General features: G+C 62.2%; 18 protein-coding genes. 5 read left to right on the forward strand and 13 right to left on the reverse strand.

The genetic code is table 11. The features are described 5' to 3' along the window. Window positions 1–2: 2 nt before the first annotated feature. Complete coding sequence (locus H3H51_RS15480) at window positions 3–1340, reverse strand: Na(+)-translocating NADH-quinone reductase subunit A (RefSeq protein ID WP_183089968.1); 1338 nt, start codon at window positions 1338–1340, stop codon at window positions 3–5. 266 nt (window positions 1341–1606) lie between these two features. Between H3H51_RS15480 and H3H51_RS15485 the strand changes: the two genes are divergently transcribed. Then, the gene (locus H3H51_RS15485; RefSeq protein WP_183089969.1) at window positions 1607–2173 is read left to right on the forward strand and encodes a chalcone isomerase family protein; all 567 of its coding nucleotides are present in this window, start codon (window positions 1607–1609) and stop codon (window positions 2171–2173) included. A gap of 65 nt (window positions 2174–2238) precedes the next feature. On the opposite strand, the gene H3H51_RS15490 is transcribed toward H3H51_RS15485, so the two are convergent. Next, on the reverse strand, window positions 2239–3705 hold the full coding sequence (locus H3H51_RS15490; RefSeq protein WP_183089970.1) for a glyceraldehyde-3-phosphate dehydrogenase: 1467 nt from the start codon (window positions 3703–3705) through the stop codon (window positions 2239–2241). A gap of 131 nt (window positions 3706–3836) precedes the next feature. Here H3H51_RS15490 and mfd point away from each other — a divergent pair, with 131 nt between their 5' ends. Continuing rightward, window positions 3837–7277 carry a transcription-repair coupling factor gene (gene mfd, locus H3H51_RS15495; RefSeq protein WP_183089971.1) on the forward strand — a complete coding sequence of 1147 codons (3441 nt, stop codon included), beginning with the start codon at window positions 3837–3839 and terminating at the stop codon, window positions 7275–7277. A gap of 11 nt (window positions 7278–7288) precedes the next feature. Further along, on the forward strand, window positions 7289–7810 hold the full coding sequence (locus tag H3H51_RS15500; RefSeq protein WP_183089972.1) for a CsiV family protein: 522 nt from the start codon (window positions 7289–7291) through the stop codon (window positions 7808–7810). Between the two features lie 52 nt (window positions 7811–7862). Here the strand turns inward: H3H51_RS15500 and H3H51_RS15505 are convergent, their stop codons facing one another. Genes H3H51_RS15505 through H3H51_RS15520 form a run of 4 tightly spaced genes read right to left on the reverse strand, consistent with a single transcriptional unit; the run spans window position 7863 to window position 10911 of the window. After that, on the reverse strand, window positions 7863–8600 hold the full coding sequence (locus H3H51_RS15505; RefSeq protein ID WP_183089973.1) for an S-methyl-5'-thioinosine phosphorylase: 738 nt from the start codon (window positions 8598–8600) through the stop codon (window positions 7863–7865). 19 nt (window positions 8601–8619) lie between these two features. Continuing rightward, window positions 8620–9630 carry a beta-N-acetylhexosaminidase gene (nagZ, locus tag H3H51_RS15510; RefSeq protein WP_407926510.1) on the reverse strand — a complete coding sequence of 337 codons (1011 nt, stop codon included), beginning with the start codon at window positions 9628–9630 and terminating at the stop codon, window positions 8620–8622. Window positions 9631–9639: 9 nt separating this feature from the next. Then, entirely contained in the window at window positions 9640–10164 is a 525-nt protein-coding gene (locus tag H3H51_RS15515) for a L,D-transpeptidase (protein ID WP_183089974.1), read from the reverse strand. A 42-nt stretch (window positions 10165–10206) separates the two neighbouring features. Next, the gene (locus H3H51_RS15520) at window positions 10207–10911 is read right to left on the reverse strand and encodes a TetR/AcrR family transcriptional regulator (protein ID WP_183089975.1); all 705 of its coding nucleotides are present in this window, start codon (window positions 10909–10911) and stop codon (window positions 10207–10209) included. 242 nt (window positions 10912–11153) lie between these two features. On the opposite strand from H3H51_RS15520, the gene lexA reads away from it, so the two are divergent. Next, window positions 11154–11762, forward strand: a complete 609-nt coding sequence (lexA, locus tag H3H51_RS15525; RefSeq protein WP_183089976.1) for a transcriptional repressor LexA — start codon at window positions 11154–11156, stop codon at window positions 11760–11762. Window positions 11763–11776: 14 nt separating this feature from the next. Beyond that, window positions 11777–12247 (forward strand): SOS-induced cell division inhibitor SulA, encoded by a 471-nt coding sequence (sulA, locus tag H3H51_RS15530; protein ID WP_183089977.1) that lies wholly within the window; start codon window positions 11777–11779, stop codon window positions 12245–12247. Between the two features lie 81 nt (window positions 12248–12328). On the opposite strand, the gene H3H51_RS15535 is transcribed toward sulA, so the two are convergent. The 7 genes from H3H51_RS15535 to H3H51_RS15565 all read right to left on the reverse strand — a co-directional run bounded on the left by H3H51_RS15535 (window position 12329) and on the right by H3H51_RS15565 (window position 20434). Continuing rightward, window positions 12329–12562: a hypothetical protein gene (locus H3H51_RS15535; protein ID WP_183089978.1), complete on the reverse strand. Its 234-nt coding sequence runs from the start codon at window positions 12560–12562 to the stop codon at window positions 12329–12331. 69 nt (window positions 12563–12631) lie between these two features. Next, a complete protein-coding gene (locus tag H3H51_RS15540) occupies window positions 12632–13150 on the reverse strand; it encodes a DUF6586 family protein (protein WP_183089979.1) in 519 nt (172 codons plus the stop codon). A gap of 74 nt (window positions 13151–13224) precedes the next feature. After that, the gene (gene topA / locus H3H51_RS15545) at window positions 13225–15834 is read right to left on the reverse strand and encodes a type I DNA topoisomerase (protein ID WP_183089980.1); all 2610 of its coding nucleotides are present in this window, start codon (window positions 15832–15834) and stop codon (window positions 13225–13227) included. Between the two features lie 90 nt (window positions 15835–15924). Further along, on the reverse strand, window positions 15925–16179 hold the full coding sequence (locus tag H3H51_RS15550) for a DUF1653 domain-containing protein (RefSeq protein WP_183089981.1): 255 nt from the start codon (window positions 16177–16179) through the stop codon (window positions 15925–15927). 78 nt (window positions 16180–16257) lie between these two features. Continuing rightward, entirely contained in the window at window positions 16258–17433 is a 1176-nt protein-coding gene (gene fadA / locus H3H51_RS15555; protein ID WP_183089982.1) for an acetyl-CoA C-acyltransferase FadA, read from the reverse strand. Between the two features lie 30 nt (window positions 17434–17463). Next, window positions 17464–19611 carry a fatty acid oxidation complex subunit alpha FadB gene (fadB, locus tag H3H51_RS15560; RefSeq protein ID WP_183089983.1) on the reverse strand — a complete coding sequence of 716 codons (2148 nt, stop codon included), beginning with the start codon at window positions 19609–19611 and terminating at the stop codon, window positions 17464–17466. Between the two features lie 385 nt (window positions 19612–19996). Continuing rightward, window positions 19997–20434: a hypothetical protein gene (locus H3H51_RS15565; protein WP_183089984.1), complete on the reverse strand. Its 438-nt coding sequence runs from the start codon at window positions 20432–20434 to the stop codon at window positions 19997–19999. Window positions 20435–20438 lie beyond the last annotated feature (4 nt).

A 20438-nucleotide genomic window follows, 5' to 3' on the forward strand; every position in this document is an offset into this window, starting at 1 on the left:
GATCAGCCCTCCTGCTCAATGCGGGTCAGGTTGTCCCGCAGGATCGGACCGTATTCGTATTTACCGGCGCAGACGTAGCTGCACAGCGCCAGGTCTTCCTCATCCAGCTCCAGACAGCCGAGCTTCTGCGCCATCTCGGTGTCGCCAACAATCAGGTAACGCAGCAGCTGGGTCGGCAGGATATCCAGCGGCATCACCGCCTCGTAGTTGCCCACCGGTACCATGGCGCGCGGGCTGCCGTTGGTGCTGGTGTCGAAGGCGAAACGCTTGGCCGCCAACAGTTTGGACACGAAGATATTCAGCACCGAGTGCTTGTTCACCCCGGCGCGCAGGTAGTGCAGCAGTTCGCGCTCGTTGCCTTCGTGCAGGCAGGACACCTGCACGTGGTAGCGACCGAGAAAGGCGAAGGCGCCACGCGAGGTGCGGCCACCCAGCACCGAACCGGAAATCACCCGGTTGTTACCTGGCTGCAGCTCGCCCGCGCTCAGCTCATCCAGACTGACGCCGAGACGGGTGCGCAGCAGACGCGGTTTATCCACCACCGGGCCGGCCAAGGCCACCACGCGCTCGACATGCAAGCGGCCGCTGGTGAACAGCTGGCCGATGGCGATCACGTCCTGATAGCCGATCTGCCACACGCTCTTGCTGACGCTGACCGGATCGAGGAAATGTATATGGGTGCCCGGCAAGCCGGCCGGATGCGGGCCAGCGAAAGCTTCGGCCTGCACACCCGGCAGGTTTTCACCCGGCAACTGCACGCCTTCGGCTTTGCACAGAAACACCTTGGCCAGGCGCGCCAGCACGCTCAGGCCATTTTCGAAAGCGCCAGCCTGTTCGGCAATGATCAGCGCAGGGTCGGCAGCCAGAGGCTGGGTATCGATAGCCGTCACGAAAATCGAGCTGGGCACCGCATCGATGGCCGGCACCTTGCTGAACGGGCGACTGCGCAGCGCAGCCCACAGGCCGGACTGCTGCAGGTTGTCACGCACCGCCTGCGGCTCCAGGCTGGCCAGCTGGCCGGCTTCGTAGCGGGCGAACTCGACAGCCTCGTCGCCATCCAGGTCGATCACCACCGATTGCAGCACGCGCTGCTCGCCACGGTGGATCGCGCTGACCACGCCAGCGCCCGGCGCGGTGAAATGCACGCCCGGGTTCTTCTTGTCGGAAAACAGCACCTGACCAAGCTTGACCTGGTCACCGACCTGTACGGCCATGGTCGGCTTCATGCCGTGATAATCGCAGCCCAATACGGCCACGCTACGCACCGCCCGCGTCGCCTCGATACGTTGTTCGGGAGCGCCGCTGATCGGCAGATCCAGCCCAGACTTTATTTTGATCATTAAGTGATCCAAACACTGAAAACAGTGCTTCGGCAGAGTTGGAACACAACCGGGATGAGTATGAACAGAGCGCTTGCGCCCAGGCCGGCGATACTCGCGCGGCCATCCCGAAGTGAAAAGCGTTGAAATTATAAGGAGATAAGCCAGTAAGTCCCACCCATCAGTGCTGTTTCCGACCGACAAGTCGTAACACCAGGCAACAGCACTGGACTTGACGCCCAACTCAAGCACGGCGACAAGCACCTAAACACTGCGGAGCATGCCTCATGCGCTACCTGCATGCGCTTATCCTGTTGCTCGCCAGCACCAGCAACCTGATGGCCAATACCAACGACCCCCTCCTCGACCAGGCGGCCTTCAGCCGCACCTACGAGCTGGCAGATACCACCCTGGAACGCAAGAATCAGGCTCTGCTGACCTACCTGTGGGCCGACGTGTACGCAGCCGCCTTCTACACCGCAGCCGACATCAATCCCAGCCAGGCCGTCGGCCGACCCGCCACGCAGCGACTGGAGCTGTATTACTACCGCGATATCGCCAAAAAAGATGTGGTCAAAGCCGCCTGGGTAACCCTTGAGCGACAGCACGATGCCGCCCAACTGGCAAAGCTGAAACCCGAGCTGGATGCCCTGCACGCCACGTTCCGCGACATCCGCCCCGGCGACCGCTACGCCTTGAACTATTCGCTACAGCAAGGACTGACCCTGGAACGCAACGGCAGCGAAGTGTTCCGCAGCGGCGACACCGAACTGGCCCGCGCCTACCTGGGCATCTGGCTGGCCCCCGAAGGCCTGTCGGACAAACTGCGCAAACAGTTATTGGCCGATCACTGAGACGCTAAGCGTTGAAATGCAAAACGGGAGCCGAAGCTCCCGTTTCTTTGCATACCGCCTTGCGCTTACTGCGGGAAGGCTGGCGGGTTGACCCCGGCCATGTCTTCCATCACACGCACCACCTGGCAGCTGTAGCCGAACTCGTTGTCGTACCAGACGTAGAGCACGACACGGTTGTCGTTGGCGATGGTGGCTTCGGCGTCGACCACACCGGCGTGGCGCGAACCGACGAAGTCAGTCGAAACCACTTCCTGCGACTGGACGAAGTCGATCTGCTTCTGCAGGTCCGAGTGCATGGCCATCTGGCGCAGGTACTCGTTGATCTCTTCGCGGGTGGTGGCCTTCTCAAGGTTGAGGTTGAGGATGGCCATCGACACGTTCGGCGTCGGCACGCGAATGGCATTGCCGGTCAGCTTGCCTTTCAGGATCGGCAGGGCCTTGGCGGCGGCAGTGGCAGCACCGGTTTCGGTGATGACCATGTTCAGCGCGGCGCTGCGGCCACGACGGCTGCCCTTGTGGAAGTTGTCGATCAGGTTCTGGTCGTTGGTGTACGAGTGAACGGTTTCGACGTGGCCATTGACGATGCCGTACTGATCATTCACCGCTTTCAGCACCGGCACGATGGCGTTGGTGGTGCAGGAAGCAGCGGAGATGATCTTGTCGTCGGCAGTGATTTCGCCATGGTTGATGCCATGCACGATGTTCTTCAGTGCGCCTTTGCCCGGTGCGGTCAGCACCACGCGAGCGACACCCGGGCAGGCCAGGTGCTGGCCCAGGCCCTCGGCGTCACGCCATACGCCGGTGTTGTCCACCAGCAGGGCGTTCTTGATGCCGTATTGGGTGTAGTCGACTTCTTTCGGGTCCTTGGCGTAGATCACCTGGATCAGGTTGCCGTTGGCCGTCAGGGTGTTGTTTTCTTCGTCGATGGTGATGGTGCCATCGAACTTGCCGTGTACCGAGTCGCGGCGCAGCAGGCTGGCGCGCTTGACCAGGTCATTGCTGGCGCCCTTGCGCACAACGATGGCGCGCAGACGCAGGCCATCGCCACCACCGGTTTTCTCGATCAGGATGCGTGCCAGCAGGCGGCCGATACGACCGAAGCCGTACAGCACCACGTCGGTGCCTTCACGGGCAGCACCGTTCTGCTTGCCGACTACCTCAGCCAGCTCTTCCTTGACGAACTGCTCGACAGAGCGGCCAGCACCTTCGGCCTTGAACTTGCTGGCCATCTTGCCCAGATCCACGGAGGCGGCGCCCAGTTTGAGCTCGCTCATCGCTTTAAGGATCGGGAAGGTGTCGTGCACCGACAACTCGCCATCGTCAGCCAGACGGTGACGGGCGAAACGGTGGGCTTTCAGAATATCGATCACCGAGCGGTTGATCAGACCACGGCCGTAGATCGAGGTCACCACGCTGTTGTTGCGGTAGAGCTGGCCGATCATCGGAATCATCGCTTCTGCGAGGGCTTCACGATCGATCCACTCACCGAGACACTGGTCGGGCTTCTGAGTCACGGGCAATACCTTCCACATGTAGGGGCTGAAAAAAGGGGCTACATTATGACGGCGTGCGAGCGCCTGAGCAATGCGCGCCTGTCGCAACTGACAGCCGCTATCTCCGCTGGCTACAATCGCCCGCTCGCCAATCTGGGGTTGCGTTGCCTGTGTCCGTACTGCACCTACCGAAACTACCCGCTGCCGCCGGCAAGCAGCACTGGGGCAACCTGCCCGGCGCCGCGCTGAGCCTGGCGATTGCCGAAGCCGCCAGCGCCGCCAAGCGCTTTACCCTGCTGCTGACCGCCGACAGCCAGAACGCCGAGCGCCTGCAGGAAGAGCTGGCGTTTTTTGCTCCGGACCTGCCCGTTTTGCACTTCCCGGACTGGGAAACCCTGCCCTACGACCTGTTTTCGCCACATCAGGACATCATTTCCCAGCGCATCGCCGCCCTCTATCGCCTGCCGCAGCTCAAGCACGGCGTGCTGGTGGTGCCGATCAGCACGGCCTTGCACCGTATCGCACCAACGCGCTTCCTGCTCGGCAGCGGCCTGGTGCTGGATATCGGCCAGAAGCTGAATGTCGAGGAGATGCGCGCACGCCTGGAAGCCGCCGGCTACCGCTGCGTGGACACGGTGTATGAACACGGTGAGTTCGCCGTGCGTGGCGCACTGATCGACCTGTTCCCGATGGGCAGCGAGACGCCGTTCCGTATCGACCTGTTCGATGACGAGATCGAGACGCTGCGCACCTTCGACCCGGAAACCCAGCGTTCGGTGGATAAGGTCGAATCGATCCGCCTGCTGCCGGCGCGCGAGTTCCCGCTGGACAAGAAATCCGTCACCGACTTCCGCGGCCGCTTCCGCGAGCGTTTCGACGTGGATTTCCGCCGCTGCCCGATCTACCAGGACCTCTCCACCGGCATTACCCCAGCCGGTATCGAGTACTACCTGCCGCTGTTCTTCGAAGAAACCGCCACCCTGTTCGATTACCTGCCGGCCGACACCCAGGTGTTTTCCCTGCCGGGCATCGAAAAAGCCGCCGAGCAGTTCTGGACGGATGCCCGGGGCCGCTACGAAGAACGCAAGGTCGACCCGGAACGCCCACTGCTGCCGCCGGCCGACCTGTTCCTGCCGGTGGAGGATTGCTTCGCCCGCCTGAAGAACTGGCCCCGCGTGGTCGCCGACCAGGCTGATATTGAAACCGGCGTCGGCCGCGAACGCTTCGACGCCCGCGCCCTGCCCGACCTGGCTATCCAGGCCAAGGCCAGCGAGCCGCTGGCGGCGCTGCGCCGCTTTATCGAGGAATACCCGGGCCGCGTGCTGTTCTGCGCCGAGTCGGCCGGGCGCCGCGAAGTGCTGCTGGAACTGCTCGCCCGCCTCAAGCTGAAACCGCTGGAAGTCAGCGGTTGGTCGGAGTTCACCAGCAGCAAGTCGCGCCTGGGCATCTGCATCGCGCCGCTGGATGAAGGCCTGCTGCTCGACGAGATCGCCCTGGTCGCCGAAAGCCCGCTGTTCGGCCAACGCGTGATGCAACGCCGGCGCCGCGAGAAATCGCGCGACGGCGGCGACAATGTGATCAAGAACCTCACCGAACTGCGCGAAGGCTCGCCGGTGGTGCACATCGACCACGGTGTCGGCCGCTACCTGGGCCTGGTGACCATGGAGTTCGACGGCCAGGCCGCCGAGTTCCTCACCCTGATGTACGCCGAGGAAGCCAAGCTCTACGTGCCGGTCGCCAGCCTGCACCTGATTGCCCGCTACACCGGCAGCGACGACGCCCTCGCCCCGCTGCACCGCCTCGGTTCGGAAACCTGGCAGAAAGCCAAGCGCAAGGCAGCCGAGCAGGTGCGCGATGTCGCCGCCGAGCTGCTCGACATCTACGCCCGCCGCGCTGCCCGCGAAGGCTATGCGTTCAAGGACCCACTGGCCGACTACGCCACCTTCAGCGCCGGCTTCCCCTTCGAGGAAACCCCGGACCAGCAGACAGCCATCGACGCGGTGCTGGCCGACATGCTCGCGCCCAAGCCGATGGATCGCCTGGTGTGCGGCGACGTTGGCTTCGGCAAGACCGAAGTGGCCATGCGCGCGGCCTTCATTGCCGTGCACAGCGGCCGCCAGGTCGCGGTACTGGTGCCGACCACCCTGCTCGCCCAGCAGCACTACAACAGCTTCCGTGACCGCTTCGCCGACTGGCCGGTAACGGTCGAGGTGATGAGCCGCTTCAAGTCGAACAAGGAAGTGGACGAAGCCGTGGCCAAGCTGGCCGAGGGCAAGATCGACATCGTCATCGGCACCCACAAGCTGCTGCAGGACGATGTGCGTTTCAAGGACCTGGGCCTGTGCATCATCGACGAGGAACACCGTTTCGGTGTGCGCCAGAAGGAGCAGCTCAAGGCCCTGCGCAGCGAGGTCGACATCCTCACCCTGACCGCCACGCCGATCCCGCGCACCCTGAACATGGCCGTGGCCGGCATGCGCGACCTGTCGATCATCGCCACGCCGCCGGCGCGCCGCCTGTCGGTGCGCACCTTCGTCATGGAGCAGAACAACCCAACGATCAAGGAAGCCCTGCTGCGCGAGCTGCTGCGCGGCGGCCAGGTGTACTACCTGCACAACGACGTGAAGACCATCGAGAAGTGCGCCACCGACCTGGCCGAACTGGTCCCGGAAGCGCGCATCGGCATCGGCCACGGGCAGATGCGCGAGCGCGAGCTGGAACAGGTGATGAGCGACTTCTACCACAAGCGCTTCAACGTACTGATCGCCTCGACCATCATCGAGACCGGCATCGACGTGCCGAGCGCCAACACCATCATCATCGAGCGCGCCGACAAGTTCGGCCTGGCGCAATTACACCAGCTGCGCGGGCGCGTCGGCCGTAGCCACCACCAGGCCTACGCCTACCTGCTGACGCCACCGCGCAAGCAGATGACCGACGACGCACAGAAGCGCCTGGAAGCCATTTCCAACGCCCAGGACCTCGGCGCCGGCTTCGTCCTGGCCACCCACGACCTGGAAATCCGCGGCGCCGGCGAGCTGCTCGGCGACGGCCAGAGCGGGCAGATCCAGGCGGTCGGCTTCACCCTCTATATGGAAATGCTCGAACGCGCGGTGAAGGCCATCCGCAAGGGCGAGCAACCCAACCTCGACCAACCGCTGGGCGGCGGCCCGGAGATCAACCTGCGTGTACCGGCGCTGATCCCCGAGGACTACCTGCCCGACGTGCATGCGCGGCTGATTCTCTATAAGCGCATCGCCAACGCCGCCGACGAGGATGGCCTGAAGGAGCTGCAGGTGGAGATGATCGACCGCTTTGGCCTGCTGCCGGAGCCGAGCAAGCACCTGGTGCGCCTGACCCTGCTCAAGCTGCAGGCGGAAAAGCTCGGGATCAAGAAGATCGACGCCGGCCCGCAAGGGGGGCGCATCGAGTTTGCCGCCGACACCTGCGTCGACCCGATGGTGCTGATCAAGTTGATCCAGAGCCAGCCCACGCGCTACAAGTTCGAAGGCGCCACCCTGTTCAAATTCCAGGTGCCAATGGAGCGCCCGGAAGAACGTTTCAATACGCTCGAAGCCCTGCTCGAGCGACTCACACCGCAATCTGCTTAAAGGACTGACCCATGCGTGCGCTCCCTCTCGCCCTGCTGCTGACCCTGCTGGCACCGTCGGCCTTCGCCGATGGCCTGTTTCAGGTCGAAGTAATCGTCTTCCGCCAGGCCGGCGAGCAGATTGCCGCCAGCCAACCTGCCCCGGATGACTGGGCCGCCGGTAGCCAGGCTCTGCCCGCCGGCAGTGAACGCGGTACGGCACTGGACAACGAAGCCGCCAAGCTCAACCCGGGCAATGGCTACCAGGTGCTGCTGCACCAGGCCTGGGCGCAGAACCTGAGTGCCGCGCCAAGCAAGGTGACCATCACCCTCGGCGAGCAGAAGTTCGGCCACTACCCGGTGGAAGGCACCCTCAGCCTGCGTGAAGAGCGGGTCATCGATCTGGATGCCGATGTCTGGATCAACCAGTTCGACAACGACGGCCTGGTTACCGGCAGCGAGCGCTTGAAACAGGGCACTCGCCTGAAAGCCGGCGAACTGACCTACCTCGACCACGGCAGCCTGGGCATGCTGGTGAAAATCACCCCGCAATAATTGCCGCCAACAAAAAGCCCCGCACTGCGGGGCTTTTTCGTTACCGGGCCAATCAGACGGCCAACACCCGACTCAGCACATCACGCACCTTGCCGATTCCATCGGCCAGAGCCTGCTCGATCTCTGCCATGGTGATGATGCCGCTGGACTTGCCCGCCGCCGGATTGACCACGAGCGCCAGGCAGGCATACGGCAGATCCAGCTCGCGCGCCAGGGCCGCTTCCGGCATGCCGGTCATGCCGACGATGTCGCAACCGTCGCGCTCCATTCTGGCGATTTCCGCCACCGTTTCCAGGCGCGGGCCCTGGGTGGCGCCATACACGCCATGACTGCTGTGCGGGTGCCCCAGCGCCTGCAGCGCCTCGATCAGCTTGCCGCGCAGCGCCTCGTCATAGGGGTAGCTGAAATCGATGTGGGTGACATGGTCGAGCTCACCCTCGAAGAAGGTGTGTTCGCGCCCCCACGTGTAGTCAATGATCTGGTGCGCTACACAGAGGTGGCCGCTACCCATTGCCGCATGGATGCCACCGACCGCGTTGACCGCGATGATCGCCTCGGCACCTGCCTGCTTGAGCGCCCAGAGGTTGGCGCGGTAGTTCACCTGATGCGGCGCAATCCGGTGCGGGTGGCCGTGACGCGCAAGGAAGAGCACCTCATGGCCGGCATATTCGCCACGCAGCACCGGCGCGGAGGGCGCGCCGTAGGGCGTATCCAGGTGCTGCATCTGTTTCAGGGTCAGGCCATCCAGCTGGGTCAGCCCGGTGCCACCAATGATCGCGTAGACAGTCATGCGCTTATCCCTCAGGCCATCAATCGATCAGTTGCGCGGTGCGCAAGGCGGCCACCGCGGTCAGCCAGCGCGGCTGCTGGCGGTAATCGGTACTGGCGAAACCCTGCCCGCGCATGCGCGCCAGGCCCTTGGGCGGCTGCACCTTGAGGCGCTGCGCGGCGCTCAGGGCCAGCTCGGCCGCGCCACGGTCGTTGCACACCAGGCCCATGTCACAACCAGCCGACAGCGCCGCCTCGATGCGACTGGCAGCATCGCCAACCACGTGGGCGCCGGCCATGGACAGGTCGTCACTGAAGATCACGCCCTCGAAGCCCAGCTCGCCGCGCAGGATGTCCTGCAACCAGCGCCGCGAGAAGCCAGCCGGCTGGTTGTCGACTTGCGGGTAGATAACGTGGGCCGGCATCACCGCCGCCAGTTGCGTGCTCAGGCGCTGGAACGGAATCAGGTCATTGCCGCGAATCTGCTCCAGGCTGCGCTCGTCCACCGGGATCGCCACGTGGGAGTCCGCCTCGGCCCAGCCATGACCGGGGAAGTGCTTACCGGTGGCGGCCATGCCCGCAGCAGCCATGCCACGGATAAAGGCACCGGCCAGGGTTGTCGCCAGCTCCGGGTTGCCAGCAAAACTGCGGCTGCCGACCACCGCACTGCGCTGGTAGTCGAGATCCAGCACCGGGGCGAAACTGAGGTCCAGACCGACCGCCAGTACTTCAGTGGCCATCAACCAGCCGCACTGCTCGGCCAGGTACTCGGCGTTGTCGTTGTCAGCCAGGGCATGCATCGCCGGCAGGCGCAGGAAACCCTGGCGCAGGCGCTGCACCCGCCCGCCTTCCTGGTCGACCGCCAGCAGCAGGTCCGGACGCACCGCACGAATGGAGGCGCAGAGCTCGCGTACCTGGCGCGGGTCTTCGATATTGCGGGCAAACAGAATCAGCCCGCCCACTTGCGGCTGGCGCAGGATCTGCCGGTCTTCGGCGGTCAGCCAGGTGCCATGCACGTCCAGCATCAGGGAGCCATACAGGGGAGTCGTCACAAACATTCCTTAAGCGAGAGTGGCAGCCGCCCACTCGGGGCACGGCGCCTCATCGATCAGCACTGCGCAGTGCAGTGGCACACGAGGGAAGAGATCCAGCAGGTCGCAATTGCGCAGGCGCACGCAGCCATGGGACAGCGGCACGCCGAGAGGTTCAGTATCAGGCGTGCCGTGCAGGTAGATGTAGCGGCGGAAGGTATCGACGGCACCCAGTCGATTGATACCTGGCTCGCAGCCACTGAGCCAGAGGATGCGGGTCAGGATCCAGTCCCGACCCGGGAACTGGCTGTGCAGCTCCGCCGACCAGACCTCACCGGTCCAGCGCCGCCCTCGCAGTACCGCACCTTGCGGCAGGCCATCACCGATCCGCGCACGCACCAGATGCCGTCCACGCGGCGTGCAATTCGAGCCACTGCGTTCGCCCGCGCCATTGAGGGCCGTGGAAACCGGCAGGCGCACACACAGCTGCCCGTCGGCAAAACCGTACAGGCACTGATCAGCGATGGAGATATGCAGGAAATCGAGCGGGCACATGGGCGGCTAGCTTAGCCGATCAGCCCGCTCGGGCACAGCGGCTCAGGCTTTCGCCGCTGCCGCGACCTTTGCACGAGGCTTCAACTGGGCGCTTGCCAGTGCCTCATCGATCACGGCGGTTTCAGAACGCATGCCGGCAGCCAGGAACGGCACCATCAGGCGCATCACCTGCTCGATCGAGGTATCGACGCCGAAGTCGTTCTCGGCAATAGCACGCAACGCCTTGATCCCGGACATGCTGAACGAGGCGGCACCGAGCATGAAGTGCACGCGCCAGAACAGTTCCAGCGGAGGAATGCGCGGCGCGGCCTCGTGCAGCAGCACCAGGTAGCGACGGAACACCTTGCCGTACATGTCTTCCAGATAACGACGCAGGTGACCCTGGCTCTGACTGAAAGCCAGCCCGAGCAGGCGCATGAAGATCGACAGATCATTGCCACTGCGCGGCTTCACCGCCAGGGCTTGCTCGACCAGCATGATCAGCAGCTCTTCAAGGCTGGTCTTGCCTTCCGGCTTGGCCTGGCGGCGATCGAGTTCGCGCTCCAGGCTCTGGCAGAACGGCCCGAGGAAGCGCGAGAAGACCGCCTGGATCAACGCCTTCTTCGAGCCGAAGTGATAGTTGACTGCAGCCAGATTGACCCCAGCCTTGCTGGTAATCAGGCGCAAAGAGGTTTCCGCGAAACCCTTCTCCGCAAATAACTGCTCTGCCGCATCAAGAATGCGCTCAACAGTTTCCGACTGAGCCATGACATCTCCACCTGACAAACACTTGTTTGAAACATACGTTTCAGGCTGATGCCCTGTCAACCCTGGCAAGCCGATTCATGGCTGACTGGTCACGCATTTAACCATAGAGCAGATAAACAGAGTTCCGCAGAAACCCGCCAGCAGCGCAAATGGCCGTTTCGCCTTTGCCTGAAAACAACAGTTGCCAGCATCCAATCACTGTATATAATCACAGCAACTGTATAAACAGACAGACAGCGACCATGCTCAAACTGACGCCACGCCAAGCTGAAATCCTTTCCTTCATCAAACGGTGCTTGGAAGACAACGGCTACCCGCCCACCCGGGCCGAGATTGCCCAGGAGCTGGGTTTCAAGTCGCCCAACGCCGCCGAGGAACACCTCAAGGCACTGGCGCGCAAAGGCGCCATCGAGATGACCCCCGGTGCCTCTCGCGGCATCCGCATTCCTGGCTTCGAACCGGCCACCGAGGAAGAAGGCCTGCCAATCATCGGCCGCGTCGCGGCTGGCGCACCGATCCTGGCCCAGCAGCACGTGGAAGAGTCCTGCAAGATCAACCCGGAGTTCTTCCACCCGCGGGCTGATTACCTGCTGCGTGTACGCGGCATGAGCATGAAGGACATCGGCATCTTCGACGGCGACCTGCTCGCCGTGCACACCACTCGCGAAGCGCGTAACGGCCAGATCGTGGTCGCCCGCATCGACGATGAAGTCACCGTGAAACGCTTCCAGCGCACAGGCAACACCGTGCAACTGATCGCAGAAAACCCCGAGTTCGCCCCGATCGAAATCAATCTGGAAGAACAGGACCTGATTATCGAAGGTTTGAGTGTCGGCGTGATCCGCCGCTAAACAAGGAGAGCTTCATGCAGTTCCCGCAGTCGCTGAATCGCTCGCAACTTCCGCTGTTTGAAGCTTTCCTGGGCCAGAACATGGCCCCACTGTTGAACGACGTCGTCGAACTACCCTGGGTAGAAGAGACGGAGCCTTTCAGCGAACTGAGTCTGACCGGCTCGCTGGGGCATTGCCGTAACCTGCTGGGCCCGGTGCTGCGTGAACTCAGCCAGAACCAGGACGCGCGCTGGCTGACCTTGATTGCACCGCCAGCCAGCCTGACCACCGCCTGGCTGCGTAACGCCGGCCTGAATCTGGATCGCCTGCTGGTACTGCAGCCCCGCAGCGGCCAGAGCGCTCTCGACCTGGCCAGCGAAGCCCTGCGCCTGGGTCGTAGCCACACCGTGGTTAGCTGGATCAATCTGCAAGCAATGCAACGCCACAGCCTCAGCGCAGCCGCCCGCCTGGGGTCCGCACAAAGCCTGAATATTCGTCTGGATTGATGGGCGCAGAACGCGCTGGCGTTAACCGGATCGGTCCACAAGAGCCTGCAGGAAACAGGCTCGACGGGATAAGCCTACGAGTTAGTGCAACACGCGGGGCTGGTCATCTGGCTCCAGCTCGCCCTCGGCCAAGCGTCCGGCCATCTGCACACCGACATTGAGCATGGCCTTCGCCACTTCAACGTGATAACCCTGCATGAATGCCTTGGCATCTTCGGAGAAGTCCAGGGTGACCAGCACTTCCTCGTCTTCGCCGCGGCGCAGAGCGATACGACCGTCCGGCAGCTCGATGATTTCCAGGAAGGATGTAGGCATAACAGGTTCTCCAATCAGGCCGGCTAGTGTACCAGCCCGCAATAGTTCAGCCCTAGCCCATCCATCCTGTCAGCATTCGCTAAGGGACTCGCGAAAACGCAGCACCAGTTGCTTGAGCAACTGCCGCCAGCTTTCCAGTTCATCAGCAGTCAGCGCTGACACTTCTTCATCGACGCGAACCGCCTGGATCAGCGGCAAAGTCGGATCGACCTTGGCCACCTTCGGTGCCTGCGGCGGGCGGAACAAATCCGCATGCGCCTGCAGCAACTGGGCCAGCCAGGTTTCCGGTTGCTGCGCCAGCTCTACCAGCTCAGCCAACTCGGGACTCGGCGCCGCCTGCAAAACGGCCTGATTGAGCAGCAACTCAACTCGCGGCGCACTGGCCTCAGCCAGATGGTAGTAACCGGCAATCTCGTGGCACGCCCCGAGCAAGGCACCGTACAGATGGAACAACGCCGCCTCACGCTCGGCCTGTACCAGCGCCTGGGCGTTCATCGCCTGGCCGGACTCAGCCTTGCGCAGGCTTTCCAGCGCCAGGCCGGTGAAAAATATCTTCTGATTGGTGCGGGTGTACAACTCATGCGCCATGGCCATGCCCTCCAGACTTCAAGCCAGTAACAACGACCGGTTTCTCTGCTCAGGAAACCGGTCGCATTGGCCGATCAGCCTTTGCTTTCCACTTTCCACTTGCCGCCGGAGAAGAAGGCGCGCCAGCCGGTGGGCTTACCGTCCACCTCGCTCTGCACATACTGCTCCTTGGTCTTGCGACTGTAGCGAATAACCGCCGGGCGGCCTTCCGGATCCTTTTTCGGAGCATCCAGCAGGAAGTGGTACTTCGGATCGATTTCGTCCTTGTGCGGAATCAGCTCCAACACCAACGGAGCACGGGTCTCGCGGTTCTTCGGGAACTGACTCGCAGCCAGGAACAGCCCCGACGCGCCGTCACGCAGCACGTAGGTGTCGTTGACCTTCTCGCACTTAAGTTCCGGCATCGGCACCGCATCCATCTTCGGTGGCGCCGCCTCGCCGCTGCGCAGCAGCTTGCGGGTGTTCTTGCAGGTGCTGTTGGTGCAACCGAAGAACTTGCCGAAACGACCAGTCTTCAGCTGCATCTCGCTGCCGCACTTGTCGCATTCCAAGCTCGGACCTTCGTAGCCCTTGATGCGGTACTGGCCCTGCTCGATCTCGTAACCGGCGCAATCCGGATTGTTGCCGCAGATATGCAGCTTGCGGGTTTCGTCCAGCAGGTAGGCATCCATCGCCGTGGCGCAGATCGGGCAGCGATGCTTGTTCAGCAGCACGCGGGACTCCGACTCACCTTCGTCGTCCGCGGCAATCTCGTCGCCCGGAATCAGGTTGATGGTGGCTTTGCAGCGCTCTTTCGGTGGCAGGGCGTAACCCGAGCAACCGAGGAACACACCGGTGGATGCGGTACGGATCATCATCGGCCGGCCGCAGTCACGGCAGGCGATATCGGTAGGTGTCGGCTGGTTGGCACGCATGCCACTGTCGGCTTCACCCGCCACTTCAAGCTTCTTCTTGAAGTCGCCGTAGAACTCGTCGAGAACGTGCTTCCAGTCGCGCTCGCCCTGGGCCACGTCATCCAGATGCTCTTCCATGCCGGCGGTAAAGCCGTAGTCCATCAGGTTGGCGAAGCTCTCGTTGAGGCGCTCGGTGACAATGTCGCCCATCTTCTCGGCATAGAAGCGGCGATTCTGCACCGCCACATAGCCACGTTCCTGGATGGTCGAGATGATCGCCGCGTAAGTGGACGGTCGACCGATACCGCGTTTTTCCAGCTCCTTGACCAGGCTGGCTTCGGAGAAGCGCGCCGGCGGCTTGGTGAAATGCTGGCTCGGGTCGAGCTTGATCAGCTTGAGTGCTTCGCCTTCGCTCATGTCCGGCAGCACGTCGTCTTCGCCGGGCTTGCTCTGTTGCGGTTGCGCCTTGGTGTAACCGTCGAACTTGAGGATACGGCCCTTGGCACGCAGCTCGAAGGCCCCGGCAGCCACTGTGACGCTGGTCGACAGGTATTCGGCGGGCGGCATCTGGCAGGCAACGAACTGGCGCCAGATCAGCTCATAGAGGCGCTCAGCGTCACGCTCCATACCGGAGATCTGCGTCGGGCGAAGGTTGACGTCGGACGGACGGATCGCTTCGTGCGCCTCCTGGGCGCCTTCCTTGCTCGAATAGACGTTGGCCTTGGCCGGCAGGTACTTCTTGCCGTATTCGCTTTCGATGAAGCCACGCACCATCTCCACGGCATCAGCCGAGAGGTTGGTCGAGTCGGTACGCATGTAGGTGATGTAGCCCGCCTCGTAGAGACGCTGGGCCATCATCATGGTCTTCTTCACGCCGAAGCCGAGACGATTGCTCGCCGCCTGCTGCAAGGTCGAGGTGATATAGGGCGCCGATGGCTTGCTGCTGGTCGGACGATCTTCACGCTTGGCGATGCTGTAGCTGGAAGCCTTGAGCTTCTCCAGCGCAGCCATGGCCTGGGACTCGTTGACCGGCTTGAAGGCCTCGCCCTTCTCGCGAACCACTTCGAAACGCACATTGGCATTTTTGGCGGTGCCGAGATCCGCGTGCACTTCCCAGTACTCTTCCGGGACGAAGGCGCGGATTTCCTTCTCGCGTTCCACCACCAGCTTCACCGCCACCGACTGTACGCGGCCGGCGGACAGGCCACGGGCAATCTTCGCCCACAGCAGAGGCGAGACCATGTAGCCCACCACGCGATCGAGGAAACGACGCGCCTGCTGGGCATTGACCCGGTTGATGTCGAGGTCGCCAGGCTTGGAGAAAGCCTCCTGGATGGCCTTCTTGGTGATTTCGTTGAACACCACGCGCTTGTAGCGGCTGTCATCCCCACCGATGGCTTCGCGCAGGTGCCAGGCAATGGCTTCCCCCTCGCGATCCAAGTCGGTTGCGAGATAGATGGTGTCGGCATCCTTGGCCAGGCGGCGCAGCTCCTCGATCACCTTCTCCTTGCCTGGAAGGATCTCGTACTTGGCTTTCCAGCCATGCTCCGGGTCGACGCCCATGCGGCTGAACAGCTGGCGCTTGGCTTTTTCCTTCGGCGACAGGGCCGGCGCTTCGGCCGCAGCGGCCTTACCGCGCTTGACCGGCTCCTTGGAGGCACTGGCGGAACCGCTGGTGGGCAGGTCACGAATATGGCCGATGCTCGACTTCACCACGTACTGGTTACCCAGGTACTTGTTGATGGTCTTGGCCTTGGCCGGGGATTCCACGATGACCAGCGATTTGCCCATGGACTGGAAAATTCCTGAATACGAAAAAGAATGAATAAGCGGCAGGAGCCTATAAAGGCACCGCTATATATAGTGGGCGTCGAGGCGCGGTCAAGCGTGACCGTCTTGCTCGCCCTGCGTAAACAGTGCCGGTTGCGCCTCAATCAAAGCAAAGCGCGGGAGTGTCTCGCCGTCCACCTCGACGGTTCCACAGAACATCTCCAACGGGCGCACCCACAGACCGAACTCACCATACAGCGCCTGATAGACCACCAGCCACTCCTCGGTTTCCGAGTGCCTGGCCGTGCCAAACACGCGGTAGTGCGGGCCTTTGTAGTGCCGATAAAGACCGGGCTGCAATTGCATGGTTCGACTCCTGAATCCTTGGGGAGCAGAAAAACAAAAACCGGGGCACTAGGCCCCGGTTCTTCCCTCTCTGAACGCTTAGATGCGTTCGAAGACGGTGGTGATGCCCTGGCCGAGGCCAATGCACATGGTCGACACACCGAGGGTGCCGCCATTCTGCTTCATCACGTTCAACAGGGTGCCGGAGATACGCGCACCGGAGCAGCCGAACGGGTGACCCAGAGCAATGGCGCCACCGTGCAGGTTAACCTTCTGCTCCATCTTGTCGAGGAGTTTCAGGTCTTTCAGCACTGGCAGGGCCTGGGCAGCGAAGGCTTCGTTGAGCTCAACGAAGTCGATGTCGTCCATGGTCAGACCGGCACGTTTCAGTGCTTTCTGAGTGGACGGCACCGGGCCATAGCCCATGATCGCCGGATCGACACCGTGTACAGCCATGGCACGAACCACGGCCAGCGGCTGGATGCCGAGGTCTTGGGCACGCTGGGCGGACATCACGATCATGCAGGAAGCGCCATCGGTGATCTGCGAGGAAGTACCTGCAGTCACGGTGCCGCCTTTCGGGTTGAACGCCGGCTTCAGGGCAGCCAGGCTTTCCAGGGTGGTTTCCGGACGAATGGTTTCGTCGAAGTCGAACACCTTCAGGAAGCCGTTCTCGTCGTAGCCTTGCATCGGGATGATTTCATCCTTGAACTTGCCTTCGACGGTGGCCTTGTGGGCCAGACGGTGCGAACGCTCACCGAATGCGTCCTGCTGTTCACGGCTGATGCCATGCATCTTGCCGAGCATTTCAGCAGTCAGACCCATCATGCCCGATGCCTTGGCGGCGTACAGGGACAGGTGCGGGTTCGGATCAACGCCGTGCATCATGCTGACGTGGCCCATGTGCTCCACGCCGCCAACCACGAACACGTCGCCGTTGCCAGTCTGGATCGCCTGCACAGCAGTGTGCAGGGCGCTCATGGAAGAACCACACAGGCGGCTGACGGTTTGTGCAGCGCTGGTGTGCGGGATCTGGGTCATCAGCGACGCCATGCGCGCGATGTTCCAGCCCTGCTCCAGGGTCTGGTTTACGCAGCCCCAGATCACGTCTTCTACTTCAGCCGGGTCCAGCTTGCTGTTACGCGCCAGGACGCCGCTGATCAGGTGTGCCGACATGGTCTCGGCACGGGTGTTGCGGTGCATGCCACCTTTGGAACGACCCATCGGGGTACGGCCGAAGTCGACAATGACTGCGTCTCTCGGATTCAGGCTCATATCTCTACTCTCGCTCTGATCGTTGCGCGATTAACCGAAAAACTTCTGGCCGTTTTTGGCCATTTCGCGAAGTTTGGCGGTCGGGTGGTACAGCGCGCCCAGGTCGGCATATTTGTCAGCCAGGGCTACGAATTCGGCTACACCGACGGAGTCGATGTAACGCAGCGCACCACCGCGGAAGGGCGGGAAGCCGATGCCGTAGATCAGGCCCATATCGGCCTCGGCAGCGGTCTCAACAATGCCGTCTTCCAGGCAACGAACGGTTTCCAGGCACAGCGGGATCATCATGAAATTGATGATGTCTTCGTCAGTCAGCTCGCGCTGCTCGACAACGACTTCCTTCAGCAGCTCGTAGGCAACTGGGTCGGAAACCTTTTTCGGCTTGCCGCGCTTGTCCATTTCGTAGGAGTAGAAGCCCTTGCCGTTCTTCTGACCCAGACGATTGGCGTCGTACATCACGTCGACGGCAGTCTTGCCTTCCACGGCCATACGGTCCGGGAAGCCTTCAGCCATCACGTCACGGCCGTGGTGGCCAGTGTCGATACCAACGACGTCGGACAGGTAAGCCGGGCCCATGGGCCAGCCAAACTTCTCCATGACCTTGTCGATGCGCACGAAGTCAACACCGAAGCCCAGCAGCTTGGAGAAGCCACCGAAGTACGGGAACAGTACGCGGTTGACCAGGAAGCCCGGGCAATCGTTGACCACGATCGGGCTCTTGCCCATCTTCTTGGCGTAGGCAACGGTGGTCGCCACGGCTACTTCGCTGGACTTCTCGCCACGGATGACTTCGACCAGCGGCATCATGTGCACCGGGTTGAAGAAGTGCATGCCGACGAAGTTCTCCGGACGCTTGAGGGCCTTGGCCAGCAAGTTGATGGAGATGGTCGAGGTGTTGGAAGCCAGGATGGCGTCTTCACGAACCACGCCTTCCACTTCAGCCAGAACGATGGCTTTAACCTTCGGGTTCTCGACAACGGCTTCGACGACGATGTCGACGTTACCGAAGTCGCCGTAGGACATGGTCGGGCGAATGGCGTTGAGGGCTTCAGCCATCTTGGCCGGAGTCATGCGGCCTTTCTCGACGCGCTTGCCGAGCAGCTTGGAAGCTTCGTTCAGACCCATCTGGATACCGTCTTCACGGATATCCTTCATCAGGATCGGCGTGCCTTTGGAAGCGGACTGGTAGGCGATACCGCCACCCATGATGCCAGCACCCAGCACGGCAGCCAGTTTCACGTCACGAGCGATTTCGTCGTGGTGTTTGGCTTTCTTTTTCAGTTCCTGGTCGTTGAGGAACAGGCCGATCAGGCTTTCCGCAACGGAGGTCTTGGCCAGCTTGACGAAACCAGCAGCTTCCACTTCCAGCGCTTTGTCGCGACCGAAGTTGGCGGCTTTCTGGATGGTCTTGATGGCTTCGACCGGAGCCGGGTAGTTCGGGCCGGCTTGACCAGCGACGAAACCTTTGGCGGTTTCGAAGGCCATCATTTGTTCAATGGCGTTGAGCTTGATCTTTTCCAGCTTCGGCTGACGCTTGGCCTTGTAGTCCAGCTCGCCGGAGATGGCGCGCTTGATCAGGTCCAGAGCGGCTTCCTTGAGCTTGTCAGCCTTGACCACGGCATCGACGGCGCCCACTTTCAGCGCGTCGGAAGCTTTGGCTTCCTTGCTGGAAGCGATCCACTCGATGGCGTTGTCGGTGCCGATCACGCGCGGCAGGCGCACGGTGCCGCCGAAACCTGGGTAGATGCCCAGCTTGACTTCCGGCAGGCCGACCTTGGCGGTCTCGCTCATGACGCGGTAGTCACCCGCCAGGCACATCTCGAAACCGCCACCCAGGGCGATGCCGTTGATGGCGACCACGGTCGGTACGGAGAGGTCTTCGAAGTCGCTGAAGATCTTGTTGGCTTCGAGGTTGCCGGCTACCAGCTCTTCGTCGGGCAACTTGAAGTTTTCGACGAACTCGGTGATGTCAGCGCCGACGATGAATACGTCTTTGCCGCTGGTAACGATTACGCCCTTGATCGAACCGTCGGCCTTAATGGCGTCCACGGACTGGCGCAGTTCGCTCAGAGTGAGACGGTTGAACTTGTTAACGGACTCACCCTTGAGGTCGAAATTCAATTCGACGATGCCGCCCTCAAGAGCCTTAACCGTGATGGCTTTACCTTCGTAAATCATCAACTGATCTCCACGGTATGGAAGCTGAACAGTACACATCGGAGCCAACCTGCAGGCTCGCCCGCGGCGCAGCCGTCGAGCATAGCCGCAATCGGCCTGGCACACCCACCGACGCGATAATCGGGCTGTATAGGCGTTGCCGCTGGTGGCAAACGCTCAATTCATACGCCCGTTTGATTTGGGTGCGCACACATTCTGTGAAAAGCACCCAATTGTCAATTGCCCGTCCGTAACACCCAGCCAAGAGGTATTGACCGATTCTCCTTGCAACAACCCGCAAAGCCAGGAATCACCGGTAGCCGCATACGCCCACCCGGCATCGGCCGACTGGCTTTGTATTATTCAGACGCTGAATTCTGCTGAGATTTCAGTAGAAATCGGCGGTTCAGGCCACCGCCGCCAACAGATCAGCGACCCGTTGCAACTCGACCTCGCCGCCGCGCTCGCCCCAGTACAACGCCACCATCTGCCGGCTGGCCTCGACCTTGTACACATCCGCCGGCAAGGTGGCCAAACGCTCGAGCAGCGCCGCATCGGTACAGGGCTCACGCCACTGGTTGAGCCATTCTCCCGGCGCGCTCTGCCAGTAGGCCCAGCTGTCATCACGCCCGGCACGGCGGCCACGGTGATATTGAGCGCAGCTGCCTGGCGGGTCGCAGGCCAGCCAGTGCGGCCACTCCGGCTGAGTCAACTGCATGGCCAGACCCAGACGGCGCGCGGCCAGGCGCTGAGCCATCTGCCCGCTCTGGCGACGCGAAGGACGCAGCCAGACCAGCGGGCTGAGCATCGCAACAATGAGCAAAACCACGATCCAGCCGGTCATACCT

Origin of the sequence: Aquipseudomonas ullengensis, assembly GCF_014174475.1 — a bacterium.
Classification (GTDB): Bacteria; Pseudomonadota; Gammaproteobacteria; order Pseudomonadales; family Pseudomonadaceae; genus Aquipseudomonas; species Aquipseudomonas ullengensis.